Genomic DNA, 17635 nt, shown 5'->3' with positions numbered 1-17635 from the left:
CCGGGGCCCGCCCGCTAAAGTGGGCGGGGTGGAAGGCGCGCTCTTCCTCCTCAAAGACGCCAAGGGCCGGGCCTTCCTGGTGCGCCTCCGGCCCGGGGGGGTGTTCCACCACCACCGGGGGACGGTGCCCCACGAGGCCATCTGGGAGGCGGGCCCCGGGGGCAGGGTGGCCACCCACCTGGGGGAGGTGCTTTCCGTGCACCGCCCTACCCTGGAGGAATACGTCCTGCACATGAAGAGGAGCGCCACCCCCACCTACCCCAAGGACGCCAGCGCCATGGTGGCCCTCCTGGACCTGGCCCCGGGGATGCGGGTCCTGGAGGCGGGCACGGGCTCGGGGGGGCTCACCCTCTTCCTGGCCCGGGCGGTGGGGCGGGAGGGCCTGGTGGACACCTACGAGAAGCGTCCCCACCACCTTGAGCAGGCGGTGGAGAACATCCGGGCCTTCTGGAAGGTGGACAACATCCGCTTCCACCAGGGCGGCCTGGAGGAGGCCGAGCTTCCCCCGGAGGCCTACCACGGGGTGGCCCTGGACCTCATGGAGCCCTGGAAGGTCCTCGGGAAGGCCGCGGAGGCCCTCCTCCCGGACCGCTTCTTGGTGGCCTACCTCCCCAACATCACCCAGGTCCTGGAGACCCTGAGGGAGGCGGAGGGGCTCCCCTTGAGGCTGGAGCGGGTGCTGGAGGTGGGCTGGCGGGAATGGGAGATCCGCCTTCCCGTGGCCCACCCCCGCTTCCAGCAGGTGGGGCACACCGCCTTCCTCCTCGCCTTCAGAAAATGGAAGGTCTCCTGATCCACGCCCTCCTGAGGGAGCTCGCCAAAGAGCTCCCCGCCCAGAACCTGGGACTGGCCTTCCCCGAGGAGGGGACCGTGGCCCTCCTCCTCAAGGGGAAGACGGGGCGCATCTTCAACCTGGTCCTCCACTACCGCCCCCCCACCCCGGGCCTGGCCCTGGAGGAGGGCACCCTCCTGGGGGAGCCCAAGACCCCCTTCCAGAGGCAGCTCCAGGCCCGGGTCAAGGGGCCCCTGGCGGAGGCTAGGCAGCTCAAGCTGGACCGGGTGGCCCTCTTCCGCTTCGCCGGGGAAAGGGGCTTCGTGGACACCCCCCCTTCTGTCCTGGTCCTGGAGGCCACCGGCAGGAACGCCAACCTCCTCCTCCTGGACGAGGAGGGGAGGATCCTCGGGGTGGACCGGGTCATCACCCAGGAGGTGAACCGCTACCGGGAGCTCAAGCCCGGCCTCCCCTACACCCCCCCGCCCCCCTACGAGAAGCTGGACCCCAGGACGCTGACGGAGGAGGACCTCCGGGTGCTTTTGGGAAAGCCCCTAAAAGAAGTGGTCCGCCACGTGGACGGCATCGGGAAGGAGCTCCTCCTGGAGCTCTCCAAGCGGGCGGGCCTCACCCCGGAGGCCCCCTTGGACGAGGCAGGGGTGGGGCGGGTCTTCCGGGCCCTGAGGAGCCTGGTGGAGGACCCCTCCTGGCGCGCGGAGCTTTCCGAGGAGCTGAGGCGGCGCCTCGCCGAGGAGGAGAAGGAGGCCCTGAGGAAACCCCTCCTCGAGGCCCTGGAGAGGGAGAGGAGAACCCTCCTCGCCCGCCTGGCGGACTACCACAGGGCCCTGGAGCGTCTGGAGGAGGCGGAGGGCCTCCGGCGAAGGGCCGACCTCCTCCTGGCCCGGCTCAAGGAGGTGCCCAGGGGGAAGGAGAGCGTGGTCCTGGAGGGCTTTGACGGAAGCCCCGTGGAAATCCCCCTGGACCCCGCCCTCACCCCCCAGGAGAACGCCCAGAAGCTCTACCAGCGGGCGAGGCGCCTGGAGGAGCTGGCGGAGAGGGCCCTGGACCTCATCCCCAGGACCGAGGCCCGGGTGAGGGCCCTGGAGGAGGAGATGGCCCGGGTGCGGGAGGCTTCCTGGGAGGAGCTTTCCCGCCTCTCCCAAAGGACCAGGAAAAAGGAGGCCAGGCTGGGCCTCCGCTACACCTCCCCCTCCGGCTTCCCCGTGCTGGTGGGCCGGAACGCCAAGGAGAACGACCTCCTCACCCGGCTCGCCCACTCGGAGGACCTCTGGTTCCACGCCCAAGGGGTGCCGGGAAGCCACGTGATCCTGAAAGCCGAGGGGAGAAGCCCTCCCCTGGAGGACCTCCTCTTCGCCGCCAGGCTCGCCGCCTACCACTCCAAGGCGCGGGGGGAAAGGCAGGTGGCGGTGGACTACACCCGCAAGAAGCACGTCTGGCGGCCGAGGAAGGCCCCCCCGGGCCAGGTGCTCTACACCCAGGCCAAGACCCTCTTCGTGGAGGGCACGCTTCCCACGGAGGCCCCGGAGGAGTAAACTCGGGCTTCGTGAGGCGCGTGATGTTCCACGCCAAGATCCACCGGGCCACCGTGACCCAGGCCGACCTCCACTACGTGGGCTCGGTGACCGTGGACCAGGAGCTTCTGGAGGCCGCCGGGATCCTGCCCTTTGAGCAGGTAGACGTCTACGACATCACCAACGGGGCCCGGCTCACCACCTACGCCCTCCCCGGGGAGCGGGGCTCGGGGGAGGTGAGGATCAACGGGGCCGCCGCCCACCTGGTACGGCCGGGGGACCTGGTGATCCTGGTGGCCTACGGGGTCTTTGAGGAGGAGGAGGCGAGGCACCTCAGGCCCACCGTGGTGCTGGTGGACGAGAGGAACCGTATCCTCGAGGTGCGCAAAGGGTGAGGCGCCTAAGGCTCTACCTGGAGCTTCTCCGCTTTGAGCACACCCTCTTCGCCCTGCCCTTCGCCTACGCGGGGATGCTCCTGGCGGCGGAGGGGTGGCCGGGGTGGCCCACCTTCCTCCTGGTCACCCTGGCCATGGTGGGGGCCAGGACCATGGCCATGGCCCTGAACCGCCTCATAGACTGGCGCATAGACGCCCTGAACCCCCGCACCCGGAACCGCCACCTGCCCAAGGGCCTGGTGAAGCCCTGGGAAACCCTGCTCCTCGCCCTCTTCGGCCTCGGCCTCTTGGTCTACGCCGGGCTCCGCTTAAACCCCCTCACCGCCCGGCTCCTTCCCGTGGCCGTCTTCTTCCTTACCTTCTACAGCTACACCAAGCGCTTCACCTGGCTTTGCCACTACGTCTTGGGCCTCACCATCGGGGCGGCCGCCGCCGGGGGGTGGATCGCCGTCACGGGGAGCTTCGCCCCCACGGCCTACTGGCTCTGGGCCGGGGTGGGGCTCTGGATCGCCGGGTTTGACATCCTCTACGCCACCCAGGACTACGCCTTTGACCGGGCTTTCGGGGTGCAAAGCGTCCCCGCCCGCTTCGGGATTCCCCGGGCCCTCGAGGCCGCCCGGGCCACCCACCTCCTGGCCTGGCTCGCCCTCCTCGGGGCGGGCCTGGCCTACGGGGCGGGTCCCTTTTACTACCTGGGCCTCTTCCTCGTGGGGGGGCTTCTCCTCCTGGAGCACCGCCTGGTCTCCCCCGAGGACCTTTCCAGGGTGGACCAGGCCTTCTTCCAGGCCAACGTGGGGGTGAGCCTGGGGATGTTCCTCTTCATCGTCTTGGACCTTGCCCTGCCTTAAGTGCCCGCGCCTTGGTTCTGTAAGCCCCTACCTCAAGGAAGCCCTTTCGGGGCCCCTGCTCTGGCCTTCGCCGGAGGGGTGCTTAAAAAGCCCTGGTACCCTGAGGGCATGGAGGGCATCCGCAAGGCGGCAGAACGGGCGATCCTAGAGTTCCTGGACCTCTTCCCCATGGGGAAGGGAAGCCTCTTCGTCCTGGGGGGCTCCACCAGCGAGGTCCTGGGGGAGAGGGTGGGGATGAGGCCGAGCCTTCAGGTGGCCGAGGCCCTCCTGGAGGGCCTCCTTCCCCCCCTGGCGGAGAGGGGGGTGTGGGTGGCCGTCCAGGGGTGCGAGCACCTGAACCGGGCGTTGGTGGTGGAGCGGGAAGCGGCCCTGGCCTACGGCCTCGAGGAGGTCACCGTCTTCCCCCACCCCAAGGCGGGCGGGGCCTTGGCCACGGCGGCCTTCCTGCGCTTTAGGGACCCCGTGATGGTGGAGTCCCTCAAGGCCCAGGCCCACGGGGGGATGGACATCGGGGGCGTCCTCATCGGCATGCACCTCCGCCCCGTGGCCGTGCCCCTAAGGCTTTCCCTGCGCAAAATCGGCGAGGCCGTCCTCCTCGCCGCCAAGACCCGGCCTAAGCTCATAGGGGGGGCCAGGGCGGTCTACACCCGGGAGGAGATGCTCAGGAAGCTGGAAGAATATCGCTGAGGGCCTCGCGGAAGAGGGCCGCCACCCCCAGGGCCTCGTAGCGGTCGTAGGCCCCCATGAGGGAGAGGCGGAAGGCCCGGCCCTTCAAGGGCCCCTGCCCCCCGGCGATGACGGCGCCCCTCCGGGCAAAGGCCTCCTTCACCGCCCCGTAGGCCACCCCTTCCGGCAGGTAAAAGGCGGCCACGGCGGGGCTTGGCACCTCGGGAACGGGCCTCAGGCCCCGCTCCTCCCCCACCCCATAGAGGAGGGCGTTCTGCCAGGCCTTGAGGGCGAGGTGCTCCTCCAGGCGGGGGAGGACCGCCTCCAGGACGGCGGCCACCGCCCCCACCAGGTTGATGGCCGGGGTCCAGGCGCTCTCCCCTTCCCTTTGGGCCTTCAGCTCCCGGGCCAGGTCCAGGTAATACCCCCGGGGCTTAAGCCGCTCCAGGGCCCGGGGGGAGAGGGCCACGAAGCCCAGGCCCGGGGGGCACATCAGCCCCTTCTGGCTCCCCGAGGCGGCGGCGTCCACCCCCCAGGCCTCGAGGGCCACCTCCCTCACCAAAAGGCTCGTCACCATGTCCGCCCCCACCAGGCCCTCCGGGTTCTTGGCCTTGAAGGCCCGGGCCAGGGCGGGAAGGTCCACCAAGGCCCCGGTGGAGGTCTCCGAGTGGACGAGGAGGAGGCCCGCATACCCTTCCCTGGCCACGTCCTCGGGGCGGGGCACCCGGCCGTAGGGGTAGTCCAGGCGCTCCACGGAAAGCCCCGCCTCCCGGGCGATCTCGTAAAAGCGCTCGGAGAACTTGCCGTAGACCGGGACCAAGACCTTCTCCCCGGGGGCAAAGAGGTTCTTCACCAGGGCCTCCATGGCCAGGGTCCCGCTTCCCGTGAGGACGAGGACCTCGCCCTGGGTGCGGAAGGCCTCCTTGAGGAGGTCCCGCGCCCTCAGGAACAGGGCCCGGGCGGGCCCGGTGCGGTGGTGGAGCTGGGGGCGGGCCAGGGCCTCCAGGGCCTTGGGGTGCAGGCGCACGGGACCGGGGGTGAGGAGCCAGTCCATGGGAGAAGTGTAGCGGAAAGGGGGCCCGGGCGGGGTAGCCTAGGCGTGTGCGCTGGGCCCTCCGCTTCTATCCACCCTCCGGCGGGGCGTACCTTCTCCCCCTGCCCCAAACCCTCCCGGGGCAGGAGGTGGGGGAGGTTTTTCTCTCCCACAAGCCCCTCGAGGTCTACGAGGCCCAAGGCAACCTCCTCGCCCGCTTCGCCCTGGAGGAAGGGGAGGCCCTGGAGGTCCGCTTCCGCCTCCGCACCGCTCCCCTCAAAGCTGCCCCGCCCTGGCGGGAAGCCCTCCTCAAAGAGCCCCCGGAGGCCTGGCCCGGGATCCTGGCCCACCGGGGCCACCGGGTGGAAAGGGCCTTGGGCTTCTTCCTCTCGGGGAGGCTCCACGCCTGGTTCCTGGTGGACGGCCTCCCCCTGGACCCCCTCCTCTTCCAGGCCCTCCGGGAGAACCCCGCCCTGCTCCTCCCCCTGGGGGCATCCCCAGACCCCCGCCTCTACCTGGGAGGCCACGAGGGAAAGCGGCTCCTCCTCTTCCAAGAGCCCTGGCCGGGGGAGGAGGAGCTCCCCTGGGGCGAGCTTAGGCCCCTGGCCCTGGACCCCCTACCCCCCGCCCGGGCCCTGGCCTTCTTAAGCCTCGGGGCCTCCGCCCTGGGCCTCGCCACGGGGCCCTGGCCCTACCTCCCCTACCTGGCCCTTTTGGCCCTCAAGCAGGGCCCCGCCCTCAAGGACCTTCTCCCAAGAAGCCCCCTTCACGCCCTGGAAAGCCTCCTCTTCCACGGCTTCGCGCTTTCCGTGACCACAGACCCCAGGCCCGAACTCGGCCTGGGGTATCTGGCCCTCTTCTTCTGGAATCGGCTTAGGCCTTCTTCCTGAGCTCCCCTAGGATTTCCCGAAGGAGCTTAACCTCTTCCGGAGGTTCCGCAGGAGGGAGAGGTAATGCTTCCGCTTTTTTCCCGAGCATTCGCACCCTCTGGGTAGGTACCACCACCAGGAAGTAAACCGCCGCCCCCACAACGATGAAGTTGAGCAGGGCATTTAGGAACTTTCCCAAAGCCACGGGCCCCAGCTTGACGCCCGCAAAGTCCGGCACCCCACCTAAAACGCCTATAAGAGGCGTAACGATGTCCGACACCAGACTGTTCACCACCTGACCGAAAGCCGCACCCACAACAACAGCCACGGCCAAATCCAACACGTTGCCCCGAAACAAAAACTCCTTAAGACCCTTCAGCATAATCATTCCTCCGCGAATAGGATACAAAACTTCTTTTCGGGCAATAAATGGTCTCAAACTGACCTGGGCTTATGCTTCCCCACGCGGAAGCTTTGCATCCTGAAGCTGGCGGGCCCGGAGGGATTCGAACCCCCGACCGACCGCTTAGAAGGCGGCTGCTCTGTCCCCTGAGCTACGGGCCCAAGCAAGGGAGCCGGGGCGAAAACCCCGGCCCTTTGGAGCGGGAGACGGGACTCGAACCCGCGACCCTCGGCTTGGAAGGCCGATGCTCTACCAACTGAGCTACTCCCGCGTGGTCGGGGCGGCCCGATTTGAACGGGCGACCCCCTGCTCCCAAAGCAGGTGCGCTGCCGGCCTGCGCTACGCCCCGGAGGCCGTGGCCACCCAGAGGCCACGATAGCACCTCACCCTAGGAGGGTCAAGGCGTGCTATCATGGCCCCATGCGCTTAGGACCCCTGGAGATCCTCCTCATCCTCCTGGTCATCCTCCTCCTCTTCGGCGCCAAGAAGCTCCCCGAGCTGGCCCGGGGAATCGGCCAGTCGGCGCGGGAGTTTAAAAAGGGGCTGCAGGAGGGCGAGGAGAAGAAGGAAGAGCCTAAGGCCTGAAGGCCCCTTCGGCCACCGGCATCCCCCCGGGGGCGTAGAGGCGGTAGCCCGTGGGACGCACGTAGGCCGCCAGGGCCAGGCCGTACCCCCGGGCCAGGGCCACCGCCTGGGCCGTGGCCCCCGTGCGGCTCGCCAGGAGCACCGCCCCCATCCCGATGGCCTTGGCCACCATCTCCCGGCTCGCCCGCCCCGTGCTGGCCACCAGCACCGGCGGCCTCACCCCCTCCAAAAGCATGTACCCCGCCAGCCGGTCCACGGCGTTGTGCCGCCCGATGTCCTCGTTCAGGTAAAGAAGCCGCCCCTCCAGGTCAAAAAGGGCGGCCCCGTGGATGCCCCGGCTCCTCGGGTAGGCCCGGGCCTCCGCCCGCAAGGTGGCCAAAAGGTGGAGGGGAAGACCGGGGTCCAGGGGCACGGGAGGGAGGGGGGAAAGCCTGGGCTCCCCGTGGCGGAGGCCCCCGGCGCAGCCGCTGTCCCGCACCCCCGGGGGTTTCTCGGGCTCGTAGGGGAGGTCCAGGAGGACCACCCCCTCCCCCACCCTGAGCCGCACCCCCTCCAGGCCCCGCAGGACCCCGCTCAGGAAGAGGTGGCCCACCGCCAGGTAGGCCTCCTCCCCGGGGGTGTAGGCCAGGGTCGTCCAGGGCCTGCCGTTCACCAAGAGAAGGAGGCTTGCCTCCTCGGGGAGGGGGAAGTCCTCCGGGGTGAAGGTGCCCCGCTCAAAGCGCCACATGGGTGCCTTCACCCTAGCCCAAGGAGGAGAGGGGTAAAGTAAGCGCCCCCACCTTGCCCCCGCAACCAAGGAGCCCCTTGGGCCCGGCCTGTGGCGTCAAAGCCGCTTAAGGACCTCCTCCGCCTCCTTGTAGCCCGGCCTGAGCTTCAGGGCCTCCTGGCACTGGTAGCGGGCCCCTTCCTTGTCCCCCAGCCGCTCGTTGGCCAGGCAGAGCCCGTAGCGGTACTCCGCCCGCTTGGGCTCGAGGCGCACCGCCACCGTGAGGCGGCTCTTGGCCTTCGGGTAGTCCCCGAGGACCATGTAGACCTGCCCCAGGTAGTAGTAGGCGGCGGGGAAGCGCAAGGGGGCTAGGGCGACGGCGTTCTCCAGGGCCACCCCCGCCTCCTTCGCCTTCCCCAGGGCCCAGTAGGCCTGGCCCAGGGTGTACCAGCCCTCGGCGTCCAAGGGCTTCAGCCGGTGGCCCTCCTCCAAGACCTTCGCCGCCTCCTCCGCCTTTCCCTTCAGGAGGAGGGCCGAGGCGTAGCGCACCCTGAGGTCCAGGTCCTTGGGGGCCAGGGCCACGGCCCTGGCGTACTGCTCCAGGGCCTCGTCCAGACGGCCCAGGGAGAGGTAAAGCTCGGCCAAGGCGGCCCGCACCCCGGCGCTGTCCTCCAGGGCCAGGGCCCTCTTAAAGGCCTCCTCCGCCTTGTCCGGCTGCCCCAGGAGGGCGTAGACCAGACCCCGCTGGGCAAAGAGGGCCGGGTAGCGGGGATTGACCTTCTCCGCATCCCGCAACACCGAAAGGGCCTGCTCCAGGTAGCCCCTGGCCTTCTCCCGGTCCTCCGAGGCCCGGTAGAGGGCCACGTAGGCCTCGGAGAGGACCATGTACCCCCCGATGTAGCGGGGGTTCTTGGCCACCAGGCCCTTGGCGTTTTCCAAGGCGGGGTTCAGAAGGCCCATCTTCAGCTGGGCCCGGGCCAGCCAGTAAAGGGCGTCGGGGTTACTGGGATTTTCCTTGGCCGCCCGCTCAAAAAAGGCCAGGGCCGCCTCGTACCGCCCGAGGGCGTAAAGCTGCACCCCCATCTTCAGGGGGTCCTGCTGCACCTGCCCTGCCGGGGGCGGGGGGGTCTGGGCCAGGCCGGGAACCCCAAGCAAGCCAAAAGCCACGAGCAACCAGCGCATCCTTCCCTCCTACAGGACAAACCTCGTCAAGTCCGGGGAGGCGAAAACCTCCTCGAGCCGCTTTTCCACGTAGGCCCGGGTGATCTCCACCCGGCCCAGGTCGGTCTGGAAGCTCACCTCCTCCAGCACCCTTTCCAGAACCGTGGCGAGCCGCCTGGCCCCGATGTCCTCCAGCTCCTGGTTGGCCCGGTGGGCCGCCCTGGCGATGGCCCAGAGGGCCTCGTCCTCAAAGACGAGCTCGGTGCCGTCGGCCTTGAGGAGCTCGGTGTACTGGCGGATAAGGGAGTTCTCCGGCTCCTTGAGGATGCGGTAGAACTCCTCGGGGCCCAAGGGGGAGAGCTCCACCCTGATGGGAAACCGCCCCTGGAGCTCGGGGATGAGGTCCGAGGGCTTGGCCACGTGGAAGGCCCCGGCGGCGATGAAGAGGACGTGCTCCGTGGAGATGGGGCCGATCCTCGTGGAGACCACCGTCCCCTCCACGATGGGAAGCAGGTCCCGCTGCACCCCTTCCCCCGAGACGTCCGGCCCCACCGTGCCCTCCTTCCGGGCCACCTTGTCTATCTCGTCGATGAAGACGATGCCCTCCTCCTGGGCCCGGCGCCTGGCCTCTTCCTTGAGCTCCTCCTGGTCAATGAGGCGCTCGGCGTGCTGGTTTTTGAGGACCTCCCGGGCCTCCCTCACCGTCATCCGCTTGCGCACCGGGCGCTTGGGGAGGAGGCCCTTGAGCATCTCCCCCATCCCCCCGAAGCCCTCCCCCCCTAAGACCCCCATGAAGGGCAAGGAGACCTCCTCCTCCACCTGGACCTCCACGAAGTGGCCGTCCAGGCGGCCCGAGCGCACCTCGGCCACCGAGGCCCGAAGCAGGGTGGCGAGCTCCTCCTCGGCGAAGGCCAGGGCCTTCTCCTCCACCCTTTTCTTCATCTCCTCCAGCACGAGCTGGTAGCTGGCCTCCGCCAGGTCCCGGACGATGGCGTCCACGTCCCGGCCCACGTAGCCCACCTCGGTGAACTTGGTGGCCTCCACCTTCACAAAAGGCGCCCCGGCGAGGCGGGCGAGGCGGCGGGCGATCTCCGTCTTCCCTACCCCCGTGGGCCCGATCATGAGGATGTTCTTGGGGGTGACCTCCCGGGCCATCTCCGGGGGGAGCCTCTTGCGGCGGTACCGGTTCCTCAAGGCCACGGCCACCGCGCGCTTGGCGGCCTCCTGGCCCACGATGTGCTTGGAAAGCTCCCGTACGATCTCGGCGGGCGTCAGGTTCATGCCTCTCCCAGGGTGAGGACCGTCACCTGGCCCGAGGTGTAGAGGTCCACCTCGGCGGCGATCCTAATGGCCTCCTCGGCGATCTCCTTGGCCGAGAGGGCGGAGTGGCGGAAAAGCGCCTTGGCGGCGGCGAGGGCGTAGGGCCCCCCGCTCCCCACCGCCAAAAGGGGCTCCTCCGGGGTGATCACCTCCCCGCTTCCCGAAAGGAGGACCATGCCCTCCCGGTCCGCGGCCACGATCATGGCCTGGAGGTGGCGGAGCACCCGGTCGGTGCGCCAGAGCTTAGCGGTCTCCACCGCCCCCTTCAGGAGGTTCCCCTTGGCCTCCTTGAGCCGTTCCTCAAAGCGCTCCAGGAGGGCCATGGCGTCGGCCACGCCCCCGGCGAAGCCCACCAGGACCCCTTCCCCCACCTCCAGCCTCCGCACCTTCACCGCCCCCCGCTTGAGCACGGTCTGGCCGAAGGTGACCTGCCCGTCCCCGGCCATGGCGGTGACCCCGCCCTTGCGCACGGCCAGGATGGTGGTGCCGTGAATCTCCACGCCGCCACCATACCCCTTGGGCATGAGAAGGGCGTTAGTCTAGGCGGCGGAAGGCCTCCCAGGCCCTTTCCCTTTCAAAGAGGACCTTCCCCTCCCGGAGGGCGGCCGGGACCACGCCCAAGCCCGCCTCCCGGCTTTCCCTCGCCTCGGCCAGGGTGTAGGGGAAGACCTCCACCCGGCGCACCCCTTCCGGGCGGTAGCGCACGAGCCTTTCGGGAAAGGGAAGGGGGGTGTCCCGGAGGAGGACCAGGAGGTCGGCGTCGCTGAAGGCGGTGGCCTCCCCCCGGGCCAGGGAGCCGAAGAGGACCACGGCGAGGACCTCGGGGCGCTCCCCCAGGGCCCGCGCCGCCCCGGCCACCTCCTCGAGGCGGGCCTTGGGGTCAAAGCGGAAGACCCGGGTCAAAGCTTCCCCTCCACGAAGGCCAGGATCCTTTGGGCCAGGGCCAGGGCCTCCTCGGCCTCGAGGCGGGTGTAGTGCCGGGCGGCCGGGCCCGCCGGGTGGGCGTCCGGGTAGCGGGTGGGGATGTAGTACTTGTCCAGGACCTTGGCGGCCTCCACCAGGTCCTCGGGCACGTCCACGTCCTCCGGAAGGTCGGCCAGAAGGTCTAGGATGGAGTGGCCCCAGGCCACCTGGCCGCGGGCAAGATGAAGCCCCTTAAGGGCCGCCTCGGCGGCCTGCTGGGCGGCGAAGCAGGCCCAGGCGTAGTCGCCCAGACCCAGGCTTCCCTGGGCGTGGTGGAGGTTGTGCCTGGCCTGCTCCAGCCAGTCCCGGGCCCGGTTCACCCCTCTATTATCCCACGCCCCAGGGGAACCCACGGCACACACCCCGCCCTCCCCTTCCCCTAGACTGGGAAAGGTGAAGGCCAAGACCCTAGGCGAACTCAAGCGCACCTACCCCCTGGAAAAGCTCCGCCGCACCGTGAAGGAGGAGGCCCGGGAGAACCTCCGGGAGAAGCTTAAGCGGGGGGAACGGCTCTTCCCCGGCATCCACGGCTACGAGGACACGGTGATCCCCGCCCTGGTCCAGGCCATCCTCGCCAAGCAGAACTTCATCCTCCTGGGCACCCGGGGCCAGGCGAAAAGCCGCATCCTCAGGAGCCTCACAAGCCTTCTGGACGAGGAGGTCCCCGCCCTGGCCACGGAGCTTCGCGACAACCCCCTAAACCCCATCTCCCCCGAGGGAAAGCGCCTCCTGCAGGAGGCCGGGGACGAGGCCCCCATCCTCTGGGTGGGGAGGGAGGAGCGCTACGTGGAGAAGCTCGCCACCCCTGACACCACCGTGGCCGACCTCCTGGGGGACATGGACCCCATCAAGGCGGCCCGCAGGGGCACGGGGATGGCCGACCTGGAGAGCATCCACTATGGCCTCCTCCCCCGGGCCAACCGGGGGATCTTCGCCGTCAACGAGCTCGCCGACCTCGCCCCCAAGGTGCAGGTGGCCCTCTTCAACATCCTCGAGGAGGGAGACGTCCAGATCCGGGGCTACCCCCTGAGGCTCCCCCTGGACGTCTGGCTGGTCTTCACCGCCAACCCCCAGGACTACACCGCAAGGGGGAGGATCGTGACCCCCCTCAAGGACCGCATCGGGAGCGAGATCCGCACCCACTACCCCCGCACCCTGGAGGAGGGGGCCAGGATCAGCGCCCAGGAGGCCTACGTGCCCGAAGGGGTCCTCGTCCCCGAGTGGGTCAGGCTTTCCGTGGAGGCCGTGGCCTTCGCCGCCCGGGAGGACCGGAGGGTGGACCAGACGGCGGGGGTCAGCCAGCGCCTCTCCATAAGCCTCCTGGAGGTGGTGGCGGCAAGCGCCGAGCGCCGCGCCCTCCTCCACGGGGGAAGGCCCGTGGCCAGGCCCCTAGACCTCTACCAGGGGCTCCCCGCCGTCACCGGGAAGCTGGAGCTGGAGTACGAGGGGGAGCTCCAAGGGGCGGAGAAGGTGGCGCGGGAGATCGTCCAGCGGGCCTTCGGCCTGGTCCTCCCCCGCTACCGCCTCAAGACCGAGCCCATCCTGGCCCACTTCGAGGCGGGGAACCTCCTCACCCTGCCCGAGGGGGGGGTTGAGGAGGCGCTGGAGGCCATGGCGGGGGTGCCGGGCCTTCTGGAGGCGGCGAGGACGCTGGCGGGAGAGGAGACCCCGGAGCTCCTCCTCTCCGCCGGGGAGTTCGTCCTCGAGGGCCTGGTGGGGCGGCGGAAGCTCTCCCGGGGCGAGGCCAGCTACCAGGCGGCGGAGCGCCCGAGGAGCTATGGCAACTAGCCTGGACCGGGACAAGGAAGCGGTTCTAAAGGCCCTGGGCCCCCACCTCAAGGGCACGGGGGCGAAGCTCTTCCTCTTCGGCTCCTTCGCCCGAGGGGAGGGGAGGCGGGCCTCCGACCTGGACCTCGCCCTCCTCTCGCCCACGCCCCTCGCCCCCCTCATGCCCCTCCTTCGGGAGGCCCTGGAGGAGGCCCCCGTGGTGCGGCGGGTGGACCTCGTGGACCTCGCCGAGGCCGAACCCGCCTTCCGGGAGCGGGTGCTTAGGGAGGGAGTCCTGTGGGCCGAGTTTTAGAGCGGATCCAGGTCGCGGAGAAGGCCCTCGCCACCCTTAGGGAGCTGGCCTTCCTGCAAGACCCGAGCCCCGTGGAGCGGGACGCCGCCATCCAGCGCTTTGAGTACACCTTTGAGGCCTTCTGGAAGGCCCTCCAGGCCTACCTCCGGGAGGTGGAGGGGCTGGAGGGGGCAAGCCCCAAGGGGGTCATCCGCCTGGCCCGGGAGGCGGGGCTTTTGGGGGAGGAGGAGGCCCGCTTGGCCTTGGGCATGGTGGACGACCGCAACCTCACGGTCCACACGTACAGCGAGAGCCTGGCCTGGGCCATCTTCCGGCGGCTTCCGGACTACGCCAGGCTCATGGAACAGGTCCTGGGGAGGTTGCAAAGATGAAGGCCATCCGCTACAGCCGCTACGAGGGAGGCCTGGAGGACCTCTCCCCCGAGGAGATCCTCTCCCTCCTGGAGGACTTCCTCCTGGACTCGGGGTTTTCTGACCCCTTCCAGCGCTACGATCCGGACCCGGGCCGCGCCCCCACCCTGGAGGACCTCTACGACGCCCTCCTCCAGGCCCTCCTCCAAAAGGAGCTCGTCCCCGAGGACTGGCTCCGGGAGTCCCGCTTCGCCGACCGCAAGGAGGAAACCCGCCTCCACCAGGCCATCCAAGGGATGATCCGGAAGCTCAAAGAGGCGGGCTACCTGCGCCTTCCCGGCGAGGACCCCACGGCGCCCGCCCAGGGGGGCTACCGGGGCGAGGCGGGGGAGGCCCGGTTTGAGCTCACGGAGAAGGCCTCGGACTTCCTGGGCCTGAAGAGCCTGCGGGAGCTCCTGGGGGCCCTGGGCCGCAACCCCCCGGGCCTCCACCCCACCCCCCACCACGCCCCCGGGGTGGAGAAGACCGGGGAGACCAAGCCCTGGGAGTGGGGGGACCCCTTGGACCTCAACGTCCCCGAGACCCTGAAGAAGGTGGCCTTCAAGGGCCTGGAAAACCTCTCCCACGAGGACCTGGTCATGGACCTGGCCGAGTACACCGCCAGCATGAGCACCGTGGTCCTCCTGGACTGCTCCCACTCCATGATCCTTTACGGGGAGGACCGCTTTACCCCGGCCAAGAAGGTGGCCCTGGCCCTCGCCCACCTCATCCGCACCCAATACCCCGGGGACCGGGTGCGCTTCGTCCTCTTCCACGACACCGCCGAGGAAATCCCCCTGGCCAGGCTCCCCCTGGCCCAGGTGGGCCCCTACCACACCAACACCAAGGCGGGCCTCGAGCTCGCCCGCACCCTCCTCAGGAGGATGGGCGGGGAGATGAAGCAGATCATCCTCATCACCGACGGCAAGCCCTCCGCCCTCACCCTCCCCAGCGGGGAAATCTACAAGAACGCCTGGGGCCTGGACCCCTTGATCCTGGCGGAGACCCTGAAGGAGGCCACCCTGGCCAGACGGGAGGGGATCCCCATCCACACCTTCATGCTGGCCCGGGAACCCGAGCTCCTCGCCTTCGTGAAGAAGCTCTCCCAGATCACCCGGGGCAAGGCCTACCTCACGAGCCCCGGGAACATCGGGAGGTACCTCCTCCTGGACTTCCTCAACAAGAAGGTGCGGAGGAACTGATGGCCCCCTTCCGGCTGGCCCTTCTCCTGGAACGCCTGAGGCGCCCGCGGGTCTTCCTCAGGCCCCCTCCCGCCCTGGTGCGGGCCCACCCGGAGGTGCGCATCCCCCTATCCCTAGACCTTCCCTACTACGCCGCCCGGGGGGAAGGGGGGTACGCCCTCATTCCCTGGGACCGGTACATGGAGGAGGCGGAAAGGGCCCTGGAGGAGGCGGCCTGGCCTTAGCCTTGTCCCGCAGAGCCCGGCCGGAACAGGGAACCGCGGGCCCACATCGCGCCCCCTGCCTCGAGAGGGCCTAGCCCTGCTCCTTACCTCAGCACGGCGGAGAGGAACACCCAGGGGAGGCTCTATCCCCTATCTCCCTACTTCGCCCGAAAACCCGTGAGGACCACCCAAAGGGTGCGGAGGAGGATCCGGAGGTCCAGGAAGAAGGAGAGGTGCTTGATGTAGTAGAGGTCGTAACTCAGCTTCACCAAGGTTTCCTCCTTCCCCTCGGCGTAGCCCTGGTGCACCTGGGCCCACCCCGTGAGGCCAGGGCGCACCGTGTGCCTGAGGGCGTAAAGGGGGATCTCCCGGGCGTAGGCCTCGGCCAGAACCCGCTGCTCGGGCCGGGGGCCCACGAGGCTCATCTCCCCCTTGAGGACGTTGAGGAGCTGGGGAAGCTCGTCTAAGCGGTAGCGGCGGAGAAAGCGCCCCAAGGGGGTGATCCTCCCTGCCTCCTCTCCGGCGTAGGCACCTTCCCGGGGCTTTCCCCGCATGGTGCGGAACTTGTAGGCCTTGAAGGCCCTCCCCCCGAGGCCCACCCGCTCCTGGGCGAAGAGCACAGGCCTTCCCAGGTCCAGGTAGAGAGCAAGGGCCACGAGGGCCATGGTGGGCAAGAGCAGGGGAGAGAACAGGAGGATGAGGAAGACCTCCAGGGGGCGCTTAAGGTGGCGGTAAAGGCCGGGGTCCATCTCCGCCAGGGCGGAAACCCCCTCGGCCCCCTCCAGGAACACCCGTCCCGTGAGGGTCTCGTACACCTTCCCTGCGTCCAGGACAGGGAGGCCCTCGAGGGCCGCCTGGAGAACGAGGGGGAGGGTGTCAGGGTCTACCCGGCGGGGGTCCACCACCACGCCCTCCACCCCGCTCCGGTCCCCCACGGGGAGCGCCCGGTGAGGGAGAACCTCTAGAAGCTTGTCCGAGAGCCCTCCCCGCACCAAGAGGAGCCTCAGGGGAGGCCTCCCTCTGAGGTAGACCAAGAGAAAGAGAAAGGCGAGGAGAGTGGCGAGGAAGAGGTAGCTCCTGGAGTAGTAAAGCCTTCCCATGGCGAGAAGCGCGAGGAGAAGAAGGGTGAAGAGGAAGAGGTTGAAGACCCCGACGCTCAGCGCCTCCCCCCCGTGATAGCGGGCCATTCTCTCCGTCAGGAGAAAGGCGAGGAGGTGGGCCATGGCCGTGAGAGCCAGGAGGAGCCAGGTTTCCCCTCCTCCTGGCAAGACGGGGAGGAGGAAGAGGAACGCAAGGAGGGCGGGGAGGGGAGGGAGGAGGAGGGGCCAGGGGAAACGCCCCTTGCCCAAGGAGGGGTGGGCGGGGAGAGCCACCTCTAAGACCTCCATGGCCTCATGCTACCTTCCCAGGACTTCTTCATAGACCCGCCAGGTTTCCCGGAGCATCCTCTCCAGGGTGAAGGCCTCCTCGTACCGCTTCCGCCCCGCTTCTCCCATGGAGGCTCTGAGGTCCGGGGAGAGGAGGAGGGCCCTTAGCCTTGCCTTCAGGGCTTCCTCGTCCCCCCGGGGCACCAGGAATCCCGTCTTCCCCTCCACCACCGCCTCCCCCACCCCGCCCACGTCCGTGGCCACCACGGGAAGCCCGGCCCGCATGGCCTCCAGCGCGGAGAGGGGCAGGCCCTCCCAGTTGGTGGCGAGGACGAAGACTTGGACCTCCGCCAGGACCTCCGCCACATCCCGCCTCGCCCCGAGGAAGCGCACCCGCCCCGCGAGCCCCAGGGCCTCGGCCAGGGCCTTGGCCCGGGGAAGGAGGGGGCCTTCCCCCACCAGGTCCAGCCTCCAGGGAAGCTCCCTCAGGCCGGAGAGGGCCCTCAGGAGGAGGGCGTGGTCTTTTGGGGGGGCGAAGCGGGCCACCATGACGAGCCTGGGGGGGTGGACCTCGGGGCGGGCCCGAAGGGGAGTATCGGGCACGCCGTTCCAGACCACCCTGAGCCTCTCCGGGGGCACCACCCGGTGGCGAAGGGCGAGGTCCCGGTCGTGGTGGGACACGGCGATCACCCGGTCCCCAAGCTTTCCGGCTAGGCGCTCCATGGCGAGGGCGAGCTTCCTCCGCCCTTCCGGAACCCCCTCGGTGAAGGCCCAGCCGTGGGCGGTGAAGACGCTCTTCACCCCCAGGGCCCGGGCCCCCAAGCGTCCTAAAAACCCCGCCTTGGAGGAGTGGGCGTGGAGGAGGTGGGGCCGCACCTTCCGGACGAGGGCCATCACCTCAAAGAGGCCAAGGGGGTCCTTTGTAGGGCGCACGGGCTGGACCAGGTACCTTAAGGGGCGAACCTTAACCCCTAAGCGCTCCGCCTCCTCCACCAGGAAGCCGTCCCGGTCCTCCCCCACGCCCAGGTGTAGCTCTGCCCGGTCCCGAAAGCCCCTGAGGAGCTCCAGGAGGTGGACCTGGGCTCCCCCAGGCTCAGCGCGGGTGATGAGGTAGAGGAGGCGCATGACTAACCCGTACTAG

22 protein-coding genes and 3 tRNA genes are annotated in these 17635 nt (G+C 69.3%); 12 read left to right on the top strand and 13 right to left on the bottom strand.

All coding sequences use genetic code 11. The features are described 5' to 3' along the window. The first annotated feature begins 28 nt into the window (after window positions 1-28). The 5 genes from ACZ5RK_RS07425 to ACZ5RK_RS07405 all read left to right on the top strand — a co-directional run bounded on the left by ACZ5RK_RS07425 (window position 29) and on the right by ACZ5RK_RS07405 (window position 4234). On the top strand, window positions 29-793 hold the full coding sequence (locus ACZ5RK_RS07425) for a tRNA (adenine-N1)-methyltransferase (protein ID WP_464908635.1): 765 nt from the start codon (window positions 29-31) through the stop codon (window positions 791-793). Next, on the top strand, window positions 778-2325 hold the full coding sequence (locus ACZ5RK_RS07420; protein WP_464908634.1) for an Rqc2 family fibronectin-binding protein: 1548 nt from the start codon (window positions 778-780) through the stop codon (window positions 2323-2325). Before ACZ5RK_RS07425 ends, ACZ5RK_RS07420 begins: the two co-directional genes overlap by 16 nt. Before the next feature lie 23 nt (window positions 2326-2348). Continuing rightward, window positions 2349-2699 carry an aspartate 1-decarboxylase gene (gene panD, locus ACZ5RK_RS07415; RefSeq protein ID WP_464910072.1) on the top strand — a complete coding sequence of 117 codons (351 nt, stop codon included), beginning with the start codon at window positions 2349-2351 and terminating at the stop codon, window positions 2697-2699. Next, window positions 2696-3547, top strand: a complete 852-nt coding sequence (gene mqnP / locus ACZ5RK_RS07410; RefSeq protein WP_464908633.1) for a menaquinone biosynthesis prenyltransferase MqnP — start codon at window positions 2696-2698, stop codon at window positions 3545-3547. Before panD ends, mqnP begins: the two co-directional genes overlap by 4 nt. 108 nt (window positions 3548-3655) lie before the next feature. Further along, entirely contained in the window at window positions 3656-4234 is a 579-nt protein-coding gene (locus ACZ5RK_RS07405) for a TIGR01440 family protein (RefSeq protein WP_464908632.1), read from the top strand. On the opposite strand, the gene ACZ5RK_RS07400 is transcribed toward ACZ5RK_RS07405, so the two are convergent. Then, window positions 4209-5267, bottom strand: a complete 1059-nt coding sequence (locus tag ACZ5RK_RS07400) for a pyridoxal-phosphate-dependent aminotransferase family protein (RefSeq protein ID WP_464908631.1) — start codon at window positions 5265-5267, stop codon at window positions 4209-4211. The genes ACZ5RK_RS07405 and ACZ5RK_RS07400 overlap by 26 nt on opposite strands. A 47-nt stretch (window positions 5268-5314) precedes the next feature. Here ACZ5RK_RS07400 and ACZ5RK_RS07395 point away from each other — a divergent pair, with 47 nt between their 5' ends. Next, a complete protein-coding gene (locus tag ACZ5RK_RS07395; protein WP_464908630.1) occupies window positions 5315-6136 on the top strand; it encodes a hypothetical protein in 822 nt (273 codons plus the stop codon). Here the strand turns inward: ACZ5RK_RS07395 and mscL are convergent. From mscL to ACZ5RK_RS07375, 4 genes are all read right to left on the bottom strand, one after another. Next, window positions 6120-6497: a large conductance mechanosensitive channel protein MscL gene (gene mscL / locus ACZ5RK_RS07390; RefSeq protein WP_054647855.1), complete on the bottom strand. Its 378-nt coding sequence runs from the start codon at window positions 6495-6497 to the stop codon at window positions 6120-6122. The genes ACZ5RK_RS07395 and mscL overlap by 17 nt on opposite strands. Before the next feature lie 106 nt (window positions 6498-6603). After that, window positions 6604-6679: transfer RNA gene (locus ACZ5RK_RS07385), tRNA-Arg, on the bottom strand. A gap of 34 nt (window positions 6680-6713) precedes the next feature. Continuing rightward, window positions 6714-6789 (bottom strand) — tRNA-Gly (locus ACZ5RK_RS07380). Between the two features lies 1 nt (window position 6790). Further along, window positions 6791-6867: transfer RNA gene (locus ACZ5RK_RS07375), tRNA-Pro, on the bottom strand. Between the two features lie 71 nt (window positions 6868-6938). Here ACZ5RK_RS07375 and tatA point away from each other — a divergent pair. Beyond that, window positions 6939-7103 carry a twin-arginine translocase TatA/TatE family subunit gene (tatA, locus tag ACZ5RK_RS07370; protein ID WP_464908629.1) on the top strand — a complete coding sequence of 55 codons (165 nt, stop codon included), beginning with the start codon at window positions 6939-6941 and terminating at the stop codon, window positions 7101-7103. Here the strand turns inward: tatA and ACZ5RK_RS07365 are convergent. The 6 genes from ACZ5RK_RS07365 to ACZ5RK_RS07340 all read right to left on the bottom strand — a co-directional run bounded on the left by ACZ5RK_RS07365 (window position 7093) and on the right by ACZ5RK_RS07340 (window position 11573). Beyond that, the gene (locus tag ACZ5RK_RS07365) at window positions 7093-7830 is read right to left on the bottom strand and encodes a formate dehydrogenase accessory sulfurtransferase FdhD (protein WP_464908628.1); all 738 of its coding nucleotides are present in this window, start codon (window positions 7828-7830) and stop codon (window positions 7093-7095) included. The two genes, tatA and ACZ5RK_RS07365, sit on opposite strands and share 11 nt — an antisense overlap. 96 nt (window positions 7831-7926) lie before the next feature. Beyond that, window positions 7927-8991, bottom strand: a complete 1065-nt coding sequence (locus ACZ5RK_RS07360; protein WP_464908627.1) for a tetratricopeptide repeat protein — start codon at window positions 8989-8991, stop codon at window positions 7927-7929. Between the two features lie 9 nt (window positions 8992-9000). After that, window positions 9001-10251: an ATP-dependent protease ATPase subunit HslU gene (hslU, locus tag ACZ5RK_RS07355; protein WP_464908626.1), complete on the bottom strand. Its 1251-nt coding sequence runs from the start codon at window positions 10249-10251 to the stop codon at window positions 9001-9003. Further along, complete coding sequence (hslV, locus tag ACZ5RK_RS07350) at window positions 10248-10814, bottom strand: ATP-dependent protease subunit HslV (RefSeq protein WP_464908625.1); 567 nt, start codon at window positions 10812-10814, stop codon at window positions 10248-10250. Before hslV ends, hslU begins: the two co-directional genes overlap by 4 nt. Before the next feature lie 10 nt (window positions 10815-10824). Beyond that, window positions 10825-11193: a nucleotidyltransferase domain-containing protein gene (locus ACZ5RK_RS07345; protein WP_464908624.1), complete on the bottom strand. Its 369-nt coding sequence runs from the start codon at window positions 11191-11193 to the stop codon at window positions 10825-10827. After that, window positions 11190-11573: a HEPN domain-containing protein gene (locus tag ACZ5RK_RS07340; RefSeq protein WP_464908623.1), complete on the bottom strand. Its 384-nt coding sequence runs from the start codon at window positions 11571-11573 to the stop codon at window positions 11190-11192. The genes ACZ5RK_RS07345 and ACZ5RK_RS07340 overlap by 4 nt, the downstream gene beginning before the upstream one ends. A 73-nt stretch (window positions 11574-11646) precedes the next feature. Here ACZ5RK_RS07340 and ACZ5RK_RS07335 point away from each other — a divergent pair, with 73 nt between their 5' ends. From ACZ5RK_RS07335 to ACZ5RK_RS07315, 5 genes are read left to right on the top strand one after another with little or no spacing between them, the layout of a single operon-like run. Continuing rightward, window positions 11647-13041 carry a sigma 54-interacting transcriptional regulator gene (locus tag ACZ5RK_RS07335; RefSeq protein WP_464908622.1) on the top strand — a complete coding sequence of 465 codons (1395 nt, stop codon included), beginning with the start codon at window positions 11647-11649 and terminating at the stop codon, window positions 13039-13041. Further along, window positions 13031-13333 (top strand): nucleotidyltransferase domain-containing protein, encoded by a 303-nt coding sequence (locus ACZ5RK_RS07330; protein WP_464908621.1) that lies wholly within the window; start codon window positions 13031-13033, stop codon window positions 13331-13333. The genes ACZ5RK_RS07335 and ACZ5RK_RS07330 overlap by 11 nt, the downstream gene beginning before the upstream one ends. After that, window positions 13318-13704: an HI0074 family nucleotidyltransferase substrate-binding subunit gene (locus tag ACZ5RK_RS07325; RefSeq protein WP_054647685.1), complete on the top strand. Its 387-nt coding sequence runs from the start codon at window positions 13318-13320 to the stop codon at window positions 13702-13704. Before ACZ5RK_RS07330 ends, ACZ5RK_RS07325 begins: the two co-directional genes overlap by 16 nt. After that, entirely contained in the window at window positions 13701-14924 is a 1224-nt protein-coding gene (locus ACZ5RK_RS07320; protein ID WP_464908620.1) for a vWA domain-containing protein, read from the top strand. The genes ACZ5RK_RS07325 and ACZ5RK_RS07320 overlap by 4 nt, the downstream gene beginning before the upstream one ends. Beyond that, the gene (locus ACZ5RK_RS07315; RefSeq protein ID WP_054647694.1) at window positions 14924-15148 is read left to right on the top strand and encodes a hypothetical protein; all 225 of its coding nucleotides are present in this window, start codon (window positions 14924-14926) and stop codon (window positions 15146-15148) included. The genes ACZ5RK_RS07320 and ACZ5RK_RS07315 overlap by 1 nt, the downstream gene beginning before the upstream one ends. Before the next feature lie 137 nt (window positions 15149-15285). On the opposite strand, the gene ACZ5RK_RS07310 is transcribed toward ACZ5RK_RS07315, so the two are convergent. Beyond that, on the bottom strand, window positions 15286-16515 hold the full coding sequence (locus ACZ5RK_RS07310; protein ID WP_464908619.1) for a sugar transferase: 1230 nt from the start codon (window positions 16513-16515) through the stop codon (window positions 15286-15288). Between the two features lie 9 nt (window positions 16516-16524). Beyond that, window positions 16525-17619: a glycosyltransferase family 4 protein gene (locus tag ACZ5RK_RS07305; protein ID WP_464908618.1), complete on the bottom strand. Its 1095-nt coding sequence runs from the start codon at window positions 17617-17619 to the stop codon at window positions 16525-16527. Window positions 17620-17635 lie beyond the last annotated feature (16 nt).

Source organism: Thermus kawarayensis JCM 12314 (genome assembly GCF_055393575.1).
The sequence above is the reverse complement of the archived record's forward strand: the minus strand, read 5'-3'. Positions and strand labels throughout refer to the sequence as shown.

Excerpts from the sequence above, each read along its gene's own strand:
- tatA (WP_464908629.1), top strand. The coding sequence starts at position 6,939 with ATGCGCTTAGGACCCCTGGAGATCCTCCTCATCCTCCTGGTCATCCTC.
- ACZ5RK_RS07305 (WP_464908618.1), bottom strand. The coding sequence starts at position 17,619 with ATGCGCCTCCTCTACCTCATCACCCGCGCTGAGCCTGGGGGAGCCCAG.
- ACZ5RK_RS07400 (WP_464908631.1), bottom strand. The coding sequence starts at position 5,267 with ATGGACTGGCTCCTCACCCCCGGTCCCGTGCGCCTGCACCCCAAGGCC.
- hslU (WP_464908626.1), bottom strand. The coding sequence starts at position 10,251 with ATGAACCTGACGCCCGCCGAGATCGTACGGGAGCTTTCCAAGCACATC.
- ACZ5RK_RS07360 (WP_464908627.1), bottom strand. The coding sequence starts at position 8,991 with ATGCGCTGGTTGCTCGTGGCTTTTGGCTTGCTTGGGGTTCCCGGCCTG.
- mscL (WP_054647855.1), bottom strand. The coding sequence starts at position 6,497 with ATGCTGAAGGGTCTTAAGGAGTTTTTGTTTCGGGGCAACGTGTTGGAT.
- ACZ5RK_RS07320 (WP_464908620.1), top strand. The coding sequence starts at position 13,701 with ATGAAGGCCATCCGCTACAGCCGCTACGAGGGAGGCCTGGAGGACCTC.
- ACZ5RK_RS07330 (WP_464908621.1), top strand. The coding sequence starts at position 13,031 with ATGGCAACTAGCCTGGACCGGGACAAGGAAGCGGTTCTAAAGGCCCTG.
- ACZ5RK_RS07315 (WP_054647694.1), top strand. The coding sequence starts at position 14,924 with ATGGCCCCCTTCCGGCTGGCCCTTCTCCTGGAACGCCTGAGGCGCCCG.
- ACZ5RK_RS07310 (WP_464908619.1), bottom strand. The coding sequence starts at position 16,515 with ATGGAGGTCTTAGAGGTGGCTCTCCCCGCCCACCCCTCCTTGGGCAAG.
- panD (WP_464910072.1), top strand. The coding sequence starts at position 2,349 with ATGTTCCACGCCAAGATCCACCGGGCCACCGTGACCCAGGCCGACCTC.
- ACZ5RK_RS07405 (WP_464908632.1), top strand. The coding sequence starts at position 3,656 with ATGGAGGGCATCCGCAAGGCGGCAGAACGGGCGATCCTAGAGTTCCTG.
- ACZ5RK_RS07365 (WP_464908628.1), bottom strand. The coding sequence starts at position 7,830 with ATGTGGCGCTTTGAGCGGGGCACCTTCACCCCGGAGGACTTCCCCCTC.
- hslV (WP_464908625.1), bottom strand. The coding sequence starts at position 10,814 with ATGCCCAAGGGGTATGGTGGCGGCGTGGAGATTCACGGCACCACCATC.
- ACZ5RK_RS07420 (WP_464908634.1), top strand. The coding sequence starts at position 778 with ATGGAAGGTCTCCTGATCCACGCCCTCCTGAGGGAGCTCGCCAAAGAG.